The sequence below is a fragment of the Streptomyces sp. NPDC008137 genome, assembly GCF_042957035.1.
Taxonomy (GTDB): Bacteria; Actinomycetota; Actinomycetes; order Streptomycetales; family Streptomycetaceae; genus Streptomyces.
In genome coordinates this window covers 25,278-39,781 of sequence record NZ_JBIBHN010000048.1, presented here as the reverse complement: position 1 = coordinate 39,781, position 14,504 = coordinate 25,278, and the positions used below count along the sequence as shown (strand labels likewise).

The following is a 14,504-nucleotide window of genomic DNA, read 5'->3' as shown; positions in this document are numbered from 1 at the left end:
ACGGCTCGATCACCGCCCACGACTCATCAGTCAGCTCATGACGACGCACCACGAACAAACCAACGATGCCGCCACTTTGCGGACACGACCTAGGCGGCGTCTTCCAGATCCGACAGGTCCGAGAGCACCGGTTCACCCCGGTCGGCCATGTCCCGGCGAGGGCACGCGCCCCTGCCGAGGAGCGCCTGGATACGGCGTACGCACGACCCGCAGTCCGTACCCGCCTTGCAGGCGGAGGCTATCTGGCGGGGGGTGCAGGCACCGCTGTCCGCGTGCTGCTTGACCTGCTGCTCGGTGATCCCGAAGCAACTGCAGATGTACACGCGGCTCACCTCCCGGCGGGGTTTCGTTCTCTGGTGCCGTCCCGTTGATCGGTGAGGCTAACCTAACCTTACCCGCCGGGTGGGAGCCACAAAAGTGGAGAGGGGCGCGGATCGTGTGATCCGCGCCCCAGTCCATGTCCGGGTAACAGGCGATCCCGCTACTGGTCCCTGTACATCTCGGCCACGAGGAACGCCAGGTCGAGCGACTGGCTGCGGTTGAGCCGCGGGTCGCAGGCCGTCTCGTAGCGCTGGTGCAGATCGTCGACGAAGATCTCGTCGCCGCCGCCCACGCACTCGGTGACGTCGTCGCCGGTGAGCTCCACGTGGATGCCGCCCGGGTGGGTGCCGAGCGCCTTGTGGACCTCGAAGAAGCCCTTGACCTCGTCGAGCACGTCGTCGAAGCGGCGGGTCTTGTGCCCGGAGGCCGCCTCGAAGGTGTTGCCGTGCATCGGGTCGGTCACCCAGGCCACGGTGGCGCCCGAGGCGGTGACCTTCTCGACCAGCTCGGGGAGCTTGTCGCGGACCTTGTCGGCGCCCATGCGGACGATGAAGGTCAGCCGGCCCGGCTCACGCTCCGGGTCGAGGCGCTCGATGTACTGCAGCGCGTCCTCGGCCGTGGTCGTCGGGCCCAGCTTGATGCCGATCGGGTTGCGGATCTTCGAGGCGAACTCGACATGCGCGTGGTCCAGCTGCCGGGTGCGCTCGCCGATCCACACCATGTGCCCGGAGACGTCGTACAGCTGCCCGGTGCGCGAGTCGACCCGGGTCAGGGCGGACTCGTAGTCGAGCAGCAGCGCCTCGTGGGAGGCGTAGAACTCGACGGTCTTGAACTCCTCCGGGTCGGCCCCGCAGGCGTGCATGAAGTTCAGCGCCTGGTCGATCTCGCGCGCCAGCTGCTCGTAGCGCTGTCCCGAGGGGGACGACTTCACGAAGTCCTGGTTCCAGGCGTGCACCTGGCGCAGGTCGGCGTAGCCGCCGGTGGTGAAGGCGCGCACCAGGTTCAGCGTGGAGGCGGACGCGTGGTACATCCGCTTCAGGCGCTCGGGGTCCGGGATGCGGGCGGCCTCGTTGAAGTCGAAGCCGTTGACCGAGTCGCCGCGGTAGGTCGGCAGGGTCACGCCGTCGCGGGTCTCGGTGCCCTTGGAGCGCGGCTTGGAGTACTGGCCGGCGATCCGGCCGACCTTCACCACGGGCACGGAGGCGGCGTACGTGAGCACGGCGCCCATCTGGAGCAGCGTCTTCAGCTTGTTGCGGATGTGGTCCGCGGACACGGCGTCGAAGGCCTCGGCGCAGTCGCCGCCCTGGAGGAGGAACGCCTCTCCCTTGGCGACGGCCGCCATCCGGGCGCGCAGCTGGTCGCACTCGCCCGCGAAGACGAGCGGCGGATACGACTCGAGGTCCGCAACGACTGCGCGCAGAGCCTCGGTGTCGGGGTACTCGGGCTGCTGCGCCGCGGGCAGGTCTCGCCAGGTGTTGCCAGCACTCGCGCTGGTCTTAGCGTTCACGGTCACGACCTCAACATTACGGGGTCGTGTCGGGCGTCCTGACCCATGCCCAGCAATTGAGACACCGGGTACAGCCCTCGGACATGGGATAAGGTGCGTCGCATGTTCGCGCACTCGATCCAGACCTGGTGGTGGACCGCTCATCCGGCGGCCCACTGACTGCGCGTACGACTGACTTCGCGAAGGCCGCCCGAGGGGCGGCCTTCGGTGTTTCCCGGGGTCCGTTCCTCTCTCACCGAGATGGAGCACGGACCCATGAATCTGCTCGGCTTGCTGGACGACCCCCGTCCGTTCGCCCTGCTGCGCCGCCGCACCCCGGGCCACGACCAGGAACGGGTCGAGGTCCTGATCGGCCCGGTCGCCGAGTACGACCGTCTCGCCGACCTGCCGGACGAAGGCCTCGCACTCGTCCCCTTCCGGCAGATCCGCGAGCGCGGCTTCGACGTCCGCGACGACGGCACGCCCCTGGCGGTGCTGACGCCCGAGGAGTCGTACGAGATGCCGCTGGCCGAGGCCCTGGCACAGCTTCCGGGGCATGACGTGCGGGTCGAGGGCGGCGGCTTCGACGTGGCCGACGGGGAGTACGCGGAGATCGTCGGGCGGGTACTGCGGGAGGAGATCGGGCGGGGCGAGGGCGCGAACTTCGTGATCCGGCGGACGTACGAGGGTGAGATCCCCGGGTTCGGGCGGGCCGACGCGCTGGCGCTGTTCCGGCGGCTGCTGGAGGGCGAGCGGGGCGCGTACTGGACGTTCGTCGTGCACACCGGAAATCAAGAAGGGCCCGAAGGGCCTTCCCTGGAAGGGCGGGGGCGGGAGACGGGTGGGCGGACGCTGGTCGGGGCGAGCCCGGAGGTGCACGTCCGGATGTCCGGCGGCACGGTCGTCATGAACCCGATCAGCGGCACCTACCGCTACCCCGCCGAGGGGCCGACCCCCGAGCATCTGCTCGGCTTCCTCGCCGACGGCAAGGAGATCGAGGAGCTGTCGATGGTCGTCGACGAGGAGCTCAAGATGATGTGCACCGTCGGCGACATGGGCGGCGTCGTGGTCGGACCCCGGCTGAAGGAGATGGCGCACCTCGCGCACACCGAGTACGAGCTGCGCGGGAAGTCCTCGCTGGACGCGCGGGAGGTGCTGAGGGAGACCATGTTCGCGGCGACCGTCACCGGCTCGCCGGTGCAGAACGCCTGCCGGGTGATCGAGCGGCACGAGGCAGGGGGACGTGGCTACTACGCCGGGGCACTGGCCCTCCTCGGGCGGGATTCCGGCGGGACGCAGACCCTGGACTCCCCCATCCTCATCCGTACCGCCGACATCGACGCGGACGGCCGGCTGCGGGTGCCGGTCGGCGCCACGCTCGTGCGCGGGTCCGACCCCGAGAGCGAGGTCGCGGAGACGCACGCGAAGGCGGCGGGTGTGCTGGCGGCCCTGGGCGTACGGCCGGGCAGGCCGCGTGCGGAGTCCGTGCGGCCGAGGCTCGCCGAGGACCCACGCGTGCGTGCCGCGCTCGACGGGCGCCGGGCGTCGCTGGCGCCGTTCTGGCTGCGGATGCAGGAGCGCTCCGAGGAGCTCGCCGGACACGCCCTGGTCGTCGACGGCGAGGACACTTTCACCGCGATGCTCGCGCATGTGCTGCGGTCGAGCGGTCTGGAGGTGACCGTCCGGCGCTACGACGAGGCGGGGCTGCGGGAGGCGGTGCTCGGGCACACGGGGCCGGTGGTGCTGGGGCCCGGCCCGGGTGATCCGTCCGACCTGGCCGATCCGAAGATGCGGTTCCTGCGCGCGCTGACGGCCGAGGTCATCCGGGCCGAGAAGCACGGCGTGCTCGGCGTCTGCCTCGGGCACGAGCTGATCGCGGCCGAGCTGGGTCTCGAGATCGTACGGAAGGACGTCCCGTACCAGGGCGCGCAGACGGAGATCGAGCTGTTCGGCCGGCGCGAGACCGTCGGCTTCTACAACAGTTTCGTGGCACGCTGCGACGAAGAGGCCCACCAGGAGCTGGCCGCGCACGGCGTCGAGGTCAGCCGGGCCGCGAACGGCGAGGTGCACGCCGTTCGCGGGCCCGGGTTCGCCGGGGTGCAGTTCCATCCGGAGTCGATCCTGACGCTGAACGGCGCCGCGGTCGTACGGGAGTTGGTGGGGCGGATGCGCAACACGACCGTGTAGCCGTCCGGGGGCCCGTCGCCCCCGGACGTCCGTGTCCCGGTCAGCCGAAGAAGACGCCGACCTCCTCGTACAGCGTGGGGGCCACCGTCTTCAGGCGGGCCGTCGCGTCGGCGATCGGGACCCGGACGATGTCGGTGCCGCGCAGGGCCACCATCGTTCCGAAGTCGCCGTCGCGGACGCAGTCGATGGCGTGCAGGCCGAAGCGGGTGGCGAGCCAGCGGTCGAAGGCGCTGGGGGTGCCGCCGCGCTGGACATGGCCCAGGACCGTGGTGCGGGCCTCCTTGCCCGTGCGCTTCTCGATCTGCTTGGCCAGCCACTCGCCGACGCCGGAGAGGCGGACGTGCCCGAAGGAGTCCAGCGACTGGTCCTTGAGGACCATGTCGCCGTCCTTCGGCATCGCCCCCTCGGCGATGACCACGATCGGCGCGTACGACGCCTTGAAGCGGGACGTCACCCAGGCGCAGACCTGCTCGACGTCGAATCGCTGCTCGGGGATGAGGATGACGTTCGCGCCGCCGGCCAGGCCCGAGTGGAGGGCGATCCAGCCGGCGTGCCGGCCCATCACCTCGACGACCAGGACCCGCATATGGGACTCGGCGGTGGTGTGCAGCCGGTCGATCGCCTCGGTCGCGATGCCGACCGCGGTGTCGAAGCCGAAGGTGTAGTCGGTGGCGGACAGGTCGTTGTCGATGGTCTTCGGGACGCCTACGCAGGGCACGCCGTGGTCGTCGGAGAGCCGGGCGGCCACGCCCAGGGTGTCCTCGCCGCCGATGGCGACGAGCGCCTCGACCTCCAGCTCGGCGAGGGTCTCCTTGATACGGCGGATGCCGTTCTCCTCCTTCAGCGGGTTGGTCCGCGAGGAGCCGAGGATGGTGCCGCCGCGGGGCAGGATGCCGCGCACGGCGGGGATGTCGAGCCGGACGGTGTCGCCTTCCAGGGGTCCTCGCCAGCCGTCCCGGAAGCCGGTGAAGTCATAGCCGTACTCCTGCACGCCCTTGCGGACGATGGCCCGGATGACGGCGTTGAGGCCGGGGCAGTCGCCGCCTCCGGTCAGTACTCCGACGCGCATGGAACAGTCCCTTCGCCGCAGGTGCCTGACGAAGGGTCAGTGTGACGTGCGCCTCACTCGTCGTCGAGGCCGCGCTCTATCGCGTACCTGACCAGCTCCACGCGGTTGTGCAGCTGGAGCTTGCCGAGGGTGTTCTGGACGTGGTTCTGCACCGTGCGGTGGGAGATGACCAGGCGTTCGGCGATCTGCTTGTAGCTCAGGCCCTTGGCGACCAGGCGCAGCACCTCGGTCTCGCGGTCGGTGAGCCGGGGCGCCTTCGGTTCGTCGGTGTCCTGCGCGGGGACGGGTTCGGAGGCCAGGCGGCGGTACTCGCCGAGGACCAGTCCGGCGAGGCCGGGGGTGAAGACCGGGTCGCCGACGGCCGTGCGGCGCACCGCGTCCTGGAGTTCCCCGGTGGAGGCCGACTTCAGCAGGTAGCCGGTCGCGCCGGACTTCACGGCCTCCAGGACGTCGGCGTGCTCACCGCTCGCGGACAGCACCAGGACGCGCAGCGCGGGGTTGGCGGCGACGACCTCCTTGCAGACCTGGACGCCGGGCTTGGCGGGCAGGTTCAGGTCCAGCACGAGGACATCGGGCGCGGCGGCCTTGGCGCGGCGCACGGCCTGGTCGCCGTCGCCCGCGGTGGCGACCACCTCGAAGCCCGACTCGGCCAGGTCGCGGGCGACGGCGTCACGCCACATGGGGTGGTCGTCGACCACCATGACCTTGATCGGGTCCCGCCCGCCCGCACCGCTCTCCGTCATCGCCGCTCCGCCTTCCCCCGTGCGTTCGTCAGGTCCTTCGGTACTTTCAGCTCGACCTCTGTGCCCTGGCCCGGCACCGAGATCAGTTCCGCGCTGCCGCCGAGGTCGCGCAGCCGGCCGCGGATCGACAGGGCGACACCGAGCCGCCCCTCGCCCTCGGCCTGGGCGAGCCGTCCCTCGGGGATGCCGGGGCCGTCGTCCCGGACGGTGACGATCACCTCGTCCGGCTCGTCCTCGACCAGGATCCACGCGCGTGCGTCCTCACCGGCGTGCCGGCGGACGTTGTCCAGGGCCGCTCCGACGGCGGCGGCCACCTCCCGGGCGGCAGCCTGGGCCAGCGGCACGGGCGCGCCGGGCTCGGCGAGGCTGACCTTGGCCCCGGCGTAGGGCGCGAGCAGGACGCGCAGGTCGACGGGGCCGCTGTCCCGCGGCTCCTCGTCGACGGACCGGACGACCGCGCCCTCGGTGGCGTCCTCCGAGACCCGGGAGACGGGCACGAGCCCGCCGGAGACCAGGGTGCGCAGCGCGACCTCCTGCTCGCCCGCCATCCGGCCCAGCTCGGCCGCCTCGCCTCCGAGCACCGCACCGCGTCGCTGCACCATCGCCAGGACCTGGAGCACGCTGTCGTGGATGTCCCGGGCGAGCCGCTCCCGCTCCCTGGTGGCGGCCTCGATCTCCAGTGCGCGGGCGAGGGTGCGCTCGGAGGCGCGGGCGACCTCGACGACGTAGCCGATGGCGATGGAGGCGATGCAGACGAGGATGACGTTGTGGACGGTGTCGCGGGCCGGGGTGCCGCGTTCGACCAGGTTGGCGACGGCGACGAGGCCGGAGGCGAGGGCGGCCCAGCGCCAGCCGCCCTTGACGGCGAAGGCGAGGACGGCTCCGGCGGTCCAGATCGACGGCAGGGTCGGGCCGCCGGACTGGACCCGCTCGTGGGCGTCGGCGACGGGCGTGAGCATGATGCCGGTGATCGCGATGGTGAGGTCGGCGGCGAGGAACCCCTTGGTGCAGCCGGCGGCGTTCGCGACCCGGGGCAGGGTGGCCAGGGTCCACACGCTCAGCACGGCGTAGTAGGCGACGGCGACCCAGGGGCGGGTGAACTCGTCGTAGGCGGTGGCGAACAGGCCCACCGCGTACAGCATCGTGAGCACCCGGTAGCCGGTCAGCGCACGCCACAGCGGCTGCTCGACCGACATCCTCATGACACGCTCGCGCTTGGCCATCTCCCCGCCCCCCGGCTCGGAGCCCCGACTAGGGCTCGGTCCGCCGCTGCTCCGTCCGGTCCTGCCCGGCCTGGTCCTTCTCGGCCTGGTCCCGCTCGGCCTTCTCCTTCGCGGCCTTCTCCTTCGCGGCCTGTTCCTTCTCCGCCCGCGCGAGTGCGGCCTTCGCCGCCTTCTCGGCTTCCTTGTCGGCCTTCGCCGCGTCCGCGAGCTGCCGCTTCATGGCCGTCGCGTACATGTCGACGTACTCCTGGCCGGAGAGCTTCATGATCTCGTACATGACCTCGTCGGTCACCGCGCGCAGCACGAAGCGGTCGTGCTCCATGCCCTGGTAGCGGCTGAAGTCCAGGGGCTTGCCGATCCGGATGCCCGGGCGCATCAGCTTCGGCATGACCTTGCCGGGCGGCTGGATCTTCTCCGTGTCGATCATCGCCACGGGGAGGACGGGGGCGCCGGTGGCGAGGGCCACGCGTGCCAGGCCGCCCGGCTTGCCCCGGTAGAGCCGGCCGTCGGGCGAGCGCGTGCCCTCCGGGTAGATACCGAACAGCTCGCCGCGCTCCAGCACCTCTATGCCGCTCTTGATGGCGGCCTCACCCGCGCCGCGCGCGCCGGAGCGGTCCACGGGCAGCTGGCCGACGCCCTTGAAGAAGGCGGCCGTCATCCGGCCCTTCACTCCGGGCGTGGTGAAGTACTCCGCCTTCGCGATGAACGTGACCTTGCGGTCCAGTACCGCGGGCAGGAAGAACGAGTCCGAGAAGGACAGGTGGTTGCTCGCCAGGATCGCGGCGCCCTCTGCGGGAACGTTCTCCAGGCCTTCCACCCAGGGCCTGAAGGCGACCTTCAGCGGTCCCCCAACAGCGACCTTCATCGCGCCGTACAACAACCGAGTGCCTCCTGTATGTGTCGCTCAGACCTTAACCCGGAGCGCTGTCAAAGGCGCCGACGGCCCTGGTCGGTGTCAGTGCGGTCGCGTACGGTGAAGGTCCCGCGAACGACGTGCGACCCCTTCCATGACGTTCCGTGACATTCCGTGATCGTGTCAGTCCCTTCTCACGACCAGGAGGCCGAAGGTGCCGGTCCTTTCCGGAGCCGAGCCGTTTCGCCACGAGGGCGGGGAGGTCGCCGTCCTCCTCTGCCACGGTTTCACCGGATCACCGCAGTCGCTGCGCCCCTGGGCGGAGCATCTCGCCGAGCGCGGTCTGACCGTCTCCCTGCCGCTGCTGCCCGGGCACGGCACCCGCTGGGAGGACCTGCGGATCACCGGCTGGCAGGACTGGTACGCGGAGGTGGACCGCGAACTGCGCCTCCTGTGCGAGCGCCGCGAGCAGGTGTTCGTGGCCGGTCTGTCCATGGGCGGCGCCCTGGCCCTGCGCCTCGCCGCGAAGCACGGCGACGCCGTCAGCGGCGTGGTGGTCGTCAACCCGGCGAACAAGGTGCACGGCCTGGCCGCGCACGCCCTGCCCGTGGTCCGCCACCTCGTCCCGGCGACCAAGGGCATCGCCAGCGACATCGCCAAGCCGGACAGCCGGGAGCTCGGCTACGACCGGGTCCCACTGCACGCGGCGCACTCCCTGCGCCAGTTCTTCCGGATCGTCGACGGCGAGCTGCCGCAGGTCACGCAGCCGGTGCTGCTGCTGCGCAGCCCGCAGGACCATGTGGTGCCGCCCGCCGACTCGGCCCGTGTCCTCAGCCGCATCTCCTCGACGGATGTGAAAGAGGTCATCCTGGAACAGAGCTACCACGTCGCCACGTTGGACCATGACGCGGACCGGATCTTCGAGGAGAGCGTCGAGTTCATCGGCCGGCTCGCGTCCGGCCTCGGCAAGGAGCCCGGTCTCGGCAAGGAAGGGACGACCGCAGGTGGCTGAGCACGACTCGGACCGCGAGGGCCGTGAGCCGGACGAGCAGGGCGTCCCGTTCGACGAGGAGGCCGCCTGGGCCGCGATCGTCGCCGCGTACGGCGAGGAGCCGCCGGACCCGCCGGGCGCCAAGCCGTTCAAGTCGATCGAGGATCTGGCGCTGCTCGAGTCTCCGACCAACGACGACCGCATGGACACGGCCGGGACGGTCAAGGACGCCGCGAAGCCCTCCGAGCCCGAGGGACCGGAGGTCAAGGAGCCCGGGGACAAGCCGGCCAAGCCGCTCGGCGGCTCCGTCTCCTTCGCCCCCGGCGTCGGCCCGCGTGACTACTCCGCGCCCGAGCCCGCCGAGGACGACTTCGACGAGGACGACGAAGGCCACTTCGTGCCGCCGGAGCCGCCCCCGCTGCCGGAGGCGGACGTCACCGCGAAGTTCGCCTGGCTGGGCGTGCTCGGCGGCCCGGTGCTGCTTCTGCTGGCCGTGGTGCTCGGCTGGGAGATGACATGGTGGCTGGCCACGGCGGGGATCGGCGGGTTCCTGGGCGGGTTCGCGACGCTGGTGATGCGGATGCGGACGGACGACGAGGACGACGAGGACCCGGGGCGCGGGGCGGTCGTCTAGCTTGCCGGCACCCTGAGGGCGGCCAGGACCGGGAGGTGGTCCGTGGCCGCCCTCAGGTCTGTCCCGGTCACCCCGGGGAGCCCGGCCGGCACGCCGCAGCCCAGCACCTCGATGCCCTTGGTCGCGAAGATCGCGTCGATGCGCTGGTAGGGGTCGGCGGGGGTCCAGGTGTGCTCGCCGCCCCAGGGCGCGGCGGCCCGGCAGTCGGTGAGACCGTCGGTCAGCCGGCGGAAGGTGCGGCCGTCCGGGCGTTCGTTCAGGTCGCCGCCGGCGATCGCGTGCTCCACTCCCATCCCGGCGAGCCGGTCGAGGAGCATGCCGCCCTGCTCGTAGCGCTCGTCCTTCTGCAGCGACAGATGACAGCTCAGGACGCCGAGCCGGGTGCCGGCGAACCGGACGACGGCGGTGGCGAAGCCGCGGCGGTGCAGGCCGGGGGTGGGGGGCAGGAGGATGTCCTCTGTGCGTTCCACCCCCGCCCGGAGCGAACTGAGGATCGCCGGTCCGGTGGTGGTGGCGCCGCCGGTGACGATCACCAGGTCGGCCGCGCGGGCCAGGCGGGCGAGTTTCTTGCGCCAGCGGAAGAAGCGGGGGGCTTCCTGGACGAGGACCAGGTCGGGCTCGCAGGCCCTGATGACGCGGGCCAGGGCGGCTGTGTCGTCGCGCATCGAGCGGATGTTGTAGCTGAGGACCCTGATGACTGCGGAACCGTCGGGTTCGGTACGGGAGTTGGGGAGCGGCGCCATGTTGGTCAATTTACGCCCAATGGCTCGGGGCGCGAGGGTTGTGCGCGAGTGCCGGTTGTTCGTGGCCTGTCGCGCAGTTCCCCGCGCCCCTTGGGGCACAACCCTGAAGGCGTCTACATGATCGGGTCGGGTTCCCTCGCCAGGTCCGCCGCTCCCACCAGGCCCGCCTTGTTGCCCAGTTCCGCGGCCCTTACCTCCGCCACCGGGCGCCAGTTGCCGCCGACCAGCCAGCGTTTGTAGGACTTGCGGATCGGGCCGAGGACGAGTTCGCCCTCGTCGGAGAGGCCGCCGCCCACGATGAACGCGGAGGGGTCGAAGAGGGAGGCGAGGTCGGCGAGGCCCGCGCCGACCCATCGGGCCAGCTCGCGGTAGGAGTCGACGGCCACACGGTCGCCCTGGCGGGCGGCCATGGAGATGTGCTTGCCCTCGATGCCCTCGGGCGTGCCGTCACCGAGGCCGAGCAGGATCTCGGCGTTCTCCGGGGTGGCGTTGGCGCGCTGCTTGGCGTACCGGACGAGCGCGCGCCCGGAGGCGTACTGCTCCCAGCAGCCCTGCGAGCCGCAGCCGCACAGCAGGCCGTCCGGCACCATGCGGATGTGGCCGAACTCGGCGGCCACGCCGAAGTGCCCGCGGCGCAGCTTGTTGCCGATGATGATGCCGCCGCCGAGGCCGGTGCCCAGGGTGATGCAGATGACGTTGCGGTGGCCCTTGCCGCCGCCGAACTTGTACTCGCCCCACGCCGCGGCGTTCGCGTCGTTCTCGACGACCACCGGAAGGCCCACACGGGCCTCGACCTTCTCCTTGAGCGGCTCGTTGCGCCAGTGGATGTTGGGCGCGAAGTAGACCTCGGAGCGCTGCCGGTTCACATAGCCGGCGGCGCCGATGCCCACGCCGACGATGTCGTGCCCGACGCGCGCGCCCTCCACCGCCGAGGCGATGGCGTCCACGATGCCCTCGGCCGTGCCCGGGGTCGGCACCTTGTGGGTCGAGAGGATGTTGCCTTCCTCATCGACCACGCCGGCCGCGATCTTCGTGCCGCCGATGTCGACGCCGATGGTGAGTCCCATGAATCCCTCAGTTTCGGTCGAGCCCCGCTACGGCCAACGGTACCCGAGAGGCCGGGGGCTCGGCCGGGGGCTCAGTCCAGGTCGATGCGTTCCCCGGGGCCGTCGTCGTCGCCCCGGTCACGGCGTTCGTCCAGGTCACGGGGGTCGGTGTCGTCGCCCCGGCCGGTCCAGCGCCGCTCCTGGGCCTGCACGGCGGAGCGGTAGGCGGCGAGCAGTTCGTTCCCGGCCGCCGCGAGGTGGTCGAAGACGTCCGGATTGCGCTCGATGACGGGTTCCACGGCGTCCTTGGCCTGCTGGACGACCTGCCGGACGACCTGCTGGGCGGCGGGCCCGGCGACCGCGCCGAACAGCGGGGACTCCAGGCCGGACAGCTTGTCCGCGACGGCGTCGACGAGCTTCTTCAGTTCCTCGGCCGCGGAGCCCGGGGGCGGGCCGTACTCGGCGCGGCGGCGGGCCTTCTCCGCCTCGAGGTCCTCGGCGCACGCGGTCGCCCAGGCGTCGGCGTCGGTCGCCCGTACCTCGTCCACGGCCTCTTCGCGGGCGGCGTCGGACGGGGGGAGCTCTTCGCTCATGACGGACTCCTGACTACGGTTCGTCCCTACGACGTTACCCGAACGGGCGTACCGCGCTCACCGGGCCCGCGGCCACAGTTTCGGGTCGGGTGCGAAGCGGATGCGCAGCGCGCCCTCGCGCAGGGCGGCCCCGTCGACGGTGCAGCGGCGCAGCGCGGAGGGCAGCGGGACGATACGGCGGAACCGCCCCGCGGTGACGACCAGTTCGTCGCCCCGCCGGACGAGGTCCAGCTCCTCGCGTATGGCGCCGGGCAGCGGGATGTGCCAGACGAGCACACCGTCCTCGCCGAGCCGGTCGGTCACGGGCCATTCGACCGGGGAGGCGGCGTGCTCGGCGCCGGGCACATCGAGGGCGGTGAGGTCGTCGGCGCCGCGCGGGTCGCGTCCGAGGTGGGCGACGGCGCGCACGTCGTGCGCCTCCCGCCACTCCTCCAGCGTCTTGCGCTGCTGGGCGACCGGCCCGGCGAGCCAGGTGTCCGGGGACGCCTCGGGCAGGACGCGGTTGGCGACCACGACGTCGGTGCGCAGGCCGCGCAGGGCGAGACCGAGGCCGGCGGTGCGGACGGCGTCGGCACCGGCCGGGCCCGGCTCGGCGACCAGCCGTACGACGGTGTCGCGGTCGGCGACGACCGCCTCCACGGCCGCCAGCTCCAGATCCCAGCGCCCTGCCGTCTCGTACAGCCACTCGGCGGGCATGGGAACGCCGGCGAGCCGTCCCAGGACGGGCCGCAGGGCGCGGGCGGCCTGCCGTTCGGGCGGCAGCAGACGGCGCAGATAGCGGCGCAGTTCCTCGGGCAGGGCGAGCAGGGCGAGGGCCTGCGGTGTCGGCGGCAGGTCGACGACCAGGAGGTCGTACGACTCCGACAGCGCGGCATCGCGCAGGGCGCGCAGCAGGGCGAGTTCCTCCGCGCCGGGCAGCGGGGTGAGTTCCTCGGGATCCAGCCGGGAGGCGCCGAGGAGGTCCAGGGCGGAGGAGGCACGGTCCTGGAGGGCGGTGAGGTCCTCGCGGAAGTCCTGGGCGGGGTCGGGCCGCCAGGCGGTGAGACGCGGTGCGGCTTCGACCGGGGTGGGGCCGGTCGGGACACCGAGGGCGGCACCGAGGGTGTCCGTGCGGTCGGCGCTGAGGACGAGGGTGTTGGTCCCCTTCGTCGCCGCGGCCAGGGCGGTCGCGGCGGCGAGGGTGGTACGCCCGCTACCGCCGGGGCCGGTGATCAGGATGGTGCGCATGAGAATGAACGGTAACCCCTGAAGGGGCGCGGGGACCGCGCGAACAACCCCCACCGGCCCGCAGCCGGCCGACGACCGCAATCAGGCGGATTCGACCCGCTTCTTCAACCCGGCGAGCGCCCGGTCGATGATGACCTTCTCGGCCTTCCGCTTGATCATCCCCAGCATCGGGATCTTGACGTCCACGGTCAGCACGTACGTGACCTCCGTGCCCCCCGCGCCGGCCGGCTTGAGGATGTACGAGCCGTCCAGAGAGCGCAGCATCTGGGACTTCACCAGCGTCCAGGACACCTCGTTCTCGCCGGTCCAGGTGTACCCGAGCACCTGGTCGTCCTTGATCGCTCCCGCGTCCATGACGAGGCGGACCTGCTCGGCGCGGCCCTGCTCGTCGGTCTTCAGGACCTCCGCCTCCTTCACCTCGCCGGTCCAGTCCGGGTAGCGGGCGAAGTCGGAGATGACCGCCATGACGTCGGCCGGGGCTGCCTCGATGGTGATGCTCGAGCTGGTGTGTTCCGCCATCGCCGTGGCTCCTCCAGATACGGGCCGGTAAGACGTCGTCGTGCGCACGTGTGTGCAGCGTGAAGGCTACCGCGCACGGGGCCCGCCGATCTCACCCGACCTGGGGCGTCCTCACCACTCCAGCGCCCAGGGCGTCCCGGTCGCCGCGAAGTGCCCCACGTTCACGCACTCGGTGGCCCCGATCCGCATCCGCCGGGTGAGCGGCTGGTGCACGTGCCCGAACAGGGCGTACCGGGGCCGGGTGCGGTGGATGGCGTCCAGCAGGGCGCGGCTGCCGCGCTCGAAGCGGCGGGCGACGGTGTCGTAGACCAGCTCGGGAACCTCGGGCGGGATGTGGGTGCAGAGCACGTCGACCTCGCCCACGGCCTCGATCTTCGCCGCGTACTCCTCGTCGCTGATCTCGTACGGCGTCCGCATCGGGGTGCGCAGGCCGCCGCCGACGAAGCCGAAGACCCGGCCGCCGATCTCGACGCGCTCGCCGTCGAGGACCGTCGTGCCGGGCCCGGCGTACTCCGGCCACAGCGGCGGCATGTCGACATTGCCGTAGGTCGCGTACGTAGGAGAGGGGAACGCGGCGAACATCTCGGCGTACTGCTTGCGCACCGCCTTCTCGATCACCGAGGCGCGCTCCGCGCCGACCCCGGCCCACAGCCGGGCACCGAGCTCCCGCGCCTCCTCGAAGCGGCGGGCGGTGCGCAGCGCCACGATGCGGTCGGCGTTCTCGACACCGAACAGGTCGGGGAAGATGCCGCGCGAGTGGTCGGCGTAGTCGAGGAAGAGGACGAGGTCGCCCAGGCAGATCAGGGCGTCGGCGCCCTCGCCGGCCCTGGCCAGGTCACGGGCGTTGCCGTGCACGTCGCTCACCACGT

The 14,504-nt window shown here is 71.8% G+C and carries 16 protein-coding genes; 4 read left to right on the top strand and 12 right to left on the bottom strand.

Annotated features, from left to right (window positions below; genetic code table 11):
• Window positions 1-89: 89 nt before the first annotated feature.
• Together ACFZBT_RS39120 and ACFZBT_RS39115 are read right to left on the bottom strand one after the other, a co-directional pair.
• A complete protein-coding gene (locus ACFZBT_RS39120) occupies window positions 90-332 on the bottom strand; it encodes a bacterioferritin-associated ferredoxin (RefSeq protein WP_251057968.1) in 243 nt (80 codons plus the stop codon).
• 149 nt (window positions 333-481) lie between these two features.
• Window positions 482-1,834: a class II 3-deoxy-7-phosphoheptulonate synthase gene (locus ACFZBT_RS39115; RefSeq protein ID WP_391114769.1), complete on the bottom strand. Its 1,353-nt coding sequence runs from the start codon at window positions 1,832-1,834 to the stop codon at window positions 482-484.
• A 96-nt stretch (window positions 1,835-1,930) separates the two neighbouring features.
• Between ACFZBT_RS39115 and ACFZBT_RS39110 the strand changes: the two genes are divergently transcribed.
• Together ACFZBT_RS39110 and ACFZBT_RS39105 are read left to right on the top strand one after the other, a co-directional pair.
• On the top strand, window positions 1,931-1,987 hold the full coding sequence (locus ACFZBT_RS39110) for a trp operon leader peptide (RefSeq protein ID WP_082319877.1): 57 nt from the start codon (window positions 1,931-1,933) through the stop codon (window positions 1,985-1,987).
• A gap of 96 nt (window positions 1,988-2,083) precedes the next feature.
• Window positions 2,084-3,994 carry a chorismate-binding protein gene (locus tag ACFZBT_RS39105; protein WP_391114767.1) on the top strand — a complete coding sequence of 637 codons (1,911 nt, stop codon included), beginning with the start codon at window positions 2,084-2,086 and terminating at the stop codon, window positions 3,992-3,994.
• A 40-nt stretch (window positions 3,995-4,034) separates the two neighbouring features.
• Here the strand turns inward: ACFZBT_RS39105 and ACFZBT_RS39100 are convergent, their stop codons facing one another.
• The 4 genes from ACFZBT_RS39100 to ACFZBT_RS39085 are packed head-to-tail and all read right to left on the bottom strand — an operon-like array spanning window position 4,035 to window position 7,894.
• Complete coding sequence (locus ACFZBT_RS39100) at window positions 4,035-5,063, bottom strand: ATP-dependent 6-phosphofructokinase (protein ID WP_391114764.1); 1,029 nt, start codon at window positions 5,061-5,063, stop codon at window positions 4,035-4,037.
• A 53-nt stretch (window positions 5,064-5,116) separates the two neighbouring features.
• Window positions 5,117-5,806 (bottom strand): response regulator, encoded by a 690-nt coding sequence (locus ACFZBT_RS39095; protein ID WP_391114761.1) that lies wholly within the window; start codon window positions 5,804-5,806, stop codon window positions 5,117-5,119.
• Entirely contained in the window at window positions 5,803-7,029 is a 1,227-nt protein-coding gene (gene macS / locus ACFZBT_RS39090) for a MacS family sensor histidine kinase (RefSeq protein WP_391114759.1), read from the bottom strand. Before macS ends, ACFZBT_RS39095 begins: the two co-directional genes overlap by 4 nt.
• 28 nt (window positions 7,030-7,057) lie before the next feature.
• Window positions 7,058-7,894 carry a 1-acyl-sn-glycerol-3-phosphate acyltransferase gene (locus ACFZBT_RS39085; RefSeq protein WP_391114756.1) on the bottom strand — a complete coding sequence of 279 codons (837 nt, stop codon included), beginning with the start codon at window positions 7,892-7,894 and terminating at the stop codon, window positions 7,058-7,060.
• A 202-nt stretch (window positions 7,895-8,096) separates the two neighbouring features.
• On the opposite strand from ACFZBT_RS39085, the gene ACFZBT_RS39080 reads away from it, so the two are divergent.
• Both ACFZBT_RS39080 and ACFZBT_RS39075 read left to right on the top strand, forming a co-directional pair.
• Window positions 8,097-8,894 (top strand): alpha/beta fold hydrolase, encoded by a 798-nt coding sequence (locus tag ACFZBT_RS39080; protein WP_391114753.1) that lies wholly within the window; start codon window positions 8,097-8,099, stop codon window positions 8,892-8,894.
• Complete coding sequence (locus tag ACFZBT_RS39075; protein ID WP_391114750.1) at window positions 8,887-9,507, top strand: hypothetical protein; 621 nt, start codon at window positions 8,887-8,889, stop codon at window positions 9,505-9,507. Before ACFZBT_RS39080 ends, ACFZBT_RS39075 begins: the two co-directional genes overlap by 8 nt.
• Here ACFZBT_RS39075 and ACFZBT_RS39070 read toward each other — a convergent pair.
• The 6 genes from ACFZBT_RS39070 to ACFZBT_RS39045 all read right to left on the bottom strand — a co-directional run bounded on the left by ACFZBT_RS39070 (window position 9,504) and on the right by ACFZBT_RS39045 (window position 14,502).
• The gene (locus tag ACFZBT_RS39070) at window positions 9,504-10,250 is read right to left on the bottom strand and encodes an endonuclease/exonuclease/phosphatase family protein (protein ID WP_391114747.1); all 747 of its coding nucleotides are present in this window, start codon (window positions 10,248-10,250) and stop codon (window positions 9,504-9,506) included. The genes ACFZBT_RS39075 and ACFZBT_RS39070 overlap by 4 nt on opposite strands.
• Window positions 10,251-10,363: 113 nt before the next feature.
• A complete protein-coding gene (locus ACFZBT_RS39065; protein WP_391114744.1) occupies window positions 10,364-11,317 on the bottom strand; it encodes an ROK family glucokinase in 954 nt (317 codons plus the stop codon).
• Window positions 11,318-11,388: 71 nt separating this feature from the next.
• Window positions 11,389-11,889: a DUF5304 family protein gene (locus ACFZBT_RS39060; protein ID WP_391114730.1), complete on the bottom strand. Its 501-nt coding sequence runs from the start codon at window positions 11,887-11,889 to the stop codon at window positions 11,389-11,391.
• Window positions 11,890-11,946: 57 nt separating this feature from the next.
• A complete protein-coding gene (locus tag ACFZBT_RS39055) occupies window positions 11,947-13,116 on the bottom strand; it encodes an ArsA-related P-loop ATPase (RefSeq protein WP_391114727.1) in 1,170 nt (389 codons plus the stop codon).
• A gap of 81 nt (window positions 13,117-13,197) precedes the next feature.
• The gene (locus ACFZBT_RS39050) at window positions 13,198-13,635 is read right to left on the bottom strand and encodes an SRPBCC family protein (RefSeq protein WP_184596455.1); all 438 of its coding nucleotides are present in this window, start codon (window positions 13,633-13,635) and stop codon (window positions 13,198-13,200) included.
• A 111-nt stretch (window positions 13,636-13,746) separates the two neighbouring features.
• Window positions 13,747-14,502, bottom strand: coding sequence for a metallophosphoesterase (locus tag ACFZBT_RS39045; protein WP_391114774.1), 756 nt, complete (start codon window positions 14,500-14,502; stop codon window positions 13,747-13,749).
• Between the last annotated feature and the right edge of the window lie 2 nt (window positions 14,503-14,504).

Excerpts from the sequence above, each read along its gene's own strand:
- ACFZBT_RS39105 (WP_391114767.1), top strand. The coding sequence starts at position 2,084 with ATGAATCTGCTCGGCTTGCTGGACGACCCCCGTCCGTTCGCCCTGCTG.
- ACFZBT_RS39100 (WP_391114764.1), bottom strand. The coding sequence starts at position 5,063 with ATGCGCGTCGGAGTACTGACCGGAGGCGGCGACTGCCCCGGCCTCAAC.
- ACFZBT_RS39095 (WP_391114761.1), bottom strand. The coding sequence starts at position 5,806 with ATGACGGAGAGCGGTGCGGGCGGGCGGGACCCGATCAAGGTCATGGTG.
- macS (WP_391114759.1), bottom strand. The coding sequence starts at position 7,029 with ATGGCCAAGCGCGAGCGTGTCATGAGGATGTCGGTCGAGCAGCCGCTG.
- ACFZBT_RS39085 (WP_391114756.1), bottom strand. The coding sequence starts at position 7,894 with ATGAAGGTCGCTGTTGGGGGACCGCTGAAGGTCGCCTTCAGGCCCTGG.
- ACFZBT_RS39070 (WP_391114747.1), bottom strand. The coding sequence starts at position 10,250 with ATGGCGCCGCTCCCCAACTCCCGTACCGAACCCGACGGTTCCGCAGTC.
- ACFZBT_RS39065 (WP_391114744.1), bottom strand. The coding sequence starts at position 11,317 with ATGGGACTCACCATCGGCGTCGACATCGGCGGCACGAAGATCGCGGCC.
- ACFZBT_RS39060 (WP_391114730.1), bottom strand. The coding sequence starts at position 11,889 with ATGAGCGAAGAGCTCCCCCCGTCCGACGCCGCCCGCGAAGAGGCCGTG.
- ACFZBT_RS39055 (WP_391114727.1), bottom strand. The coding sequence starts at position 13,116 with ATGCGCACCATCCTGATCACCGGCCCCGGCGGTAGCGGGCGTACCACC.
- ACFZBT_RS39050 (WP_184596455.1), bottom strand. The coding sequence starts at position 13,635 with ATGGCGGAACACACCAGCTCGAGCATCACCATCGAGGCAGCCCCGGCC.